This window comes from Bartonella sp. AD328YNZD (assembly GCF_042196425.1).
The window spans coordinates 19,745-21,155 of record NZ_JBHIQG010000009.1; the positions used below are offsets into that span (position 1 = coordinate 19,745).

The 1,411-nt window shown below is 39.5% G+C and carries 1 protein-coding gene and 1 pseudogene; both read left to right on the forward strand.

All coding sequences use genetic code 11. The features are described from left to right. A pseudogene (locus ACFIO3_RS01150) lies at positions 1 to 534 on the forward strand (phenylalanine--tRNA ligase subunit alpha); the annotation flags it as partial. Positions 535 to 566: 32 nt separating this feature from the next. Then, on the forward strand, positions 567 to 1,411 hold an 845-nt coding region (gene ytpR / locus ACFIO3_RS01155), incomplete at its 3' end, for a YtpR family tRNA-binding protein (RefSeq protein ID WP_375704032.1).

Sequence of the window (1,411 nt, forward strand, 5' to 3'; positions counted from 1 at the left end):
ACACTAGAAAAACAAAAAGCACCGATACGGATCATTATTCCTGGAAAAACTTACCGCATGGATTCGGATGCAACGCATTCTCCCATGTTCCATCAGGTAGAAGGTCTTGTCATTGATAAAACCTCCACCATTGCCCATATGATGTGGCTACATGAAACCTTTTGTAAAGAATTTTTTGAAGTTCCCTCTGTAAAAATGCGTTTTCGTCCCTCTTTTTTCCCTTTTACTGAACCATCTATGGAAGTGGATATTCAATGTGATCGTTCTGGTTCAGAAATAAAATTTGGTGAAGGACAGGATTGGTTGGAAATTTTAGGATGCGGAATGGTGCATCCTCATGTGTTGAAAAATGTTGGTTTAGATCCCGATGAATATCAAGGCTTTGCATGGGGAATGGGCATTGATCGTATTGCCATGTTGAAATACGGTATGCCTGATTTGCGAGCTTTTTTTGATGCTGATCTGCGTTGGTTAGACCATTATGGCTTTCGTTGCTTTGATATGCCTGCTTTTTTTCCTAATAGAAATGTGTGATCTTAGTCATCGCTTTCATGTGAGGTTTTAAAATGAAGTTTACATTGTCTTGGTTAAAAGATCACTTAGAGACAAATGCATCTTTAGATGAAATTTGTGAAAAATTAACCGCTATCGGTCTTGAGGTTGATCACGTTGATGATCGGTCTTCTTTAAAAGGTTTTGTGATTGCAAAAGTTTTAACAGCAATAAAACATCCTGATGCCGATAAACTTCAAATTTTATCAGTGGATACAGGAACTGCTACACCTGTTCAAGTTGTCTGTGGAGCCTCAAATGCACGAGCAGGTCTTGTTGGTGTTCTGGCACTACCAGGCACTTATATTCCAGGACTTGATGTAACATTATCTGTAGGAAAAATCCGCGGTGTTGAAAGTTTTGGGATGATGTGTTCGCAAGCGGAGCTTGAATTAACAAATGAGCATGACGGGATTATCGAACTTCCAGAAGATGCACCTATTGGAGATTCATTTGCAGCTTATGCTGGTTTAGATGATCCGATCATTGATATTGGTTTGACCCCCAATCGTTCCGATTGTACAGGTGTTCGCGGTATTGCCCGTGATCTTGCTGCCGCTGGAATGGGAAAGTTAAAAGAATTATCCTTGTCAAAATTTGATACTGCTTTTGAAACACCACTTCATGTTTCTTTAGATTTTTTGCAAGGTTCATCATTATGTTTAGGTTTCGCTTGGCGTGAAGTACGCAATGTTCAAAATGGCGAATCACCACAGTGGATGCAACAACGTTTGAATGCAATTGGTTTGAGACCGATTAATGCGCTTGTTGATATGACCAATTACATCAGTTTTGACCTTGGTCGTCCACTCCATGTTTTTGATGCAGATAAAATTAAAGGTAATTTGTGTGTACGTTG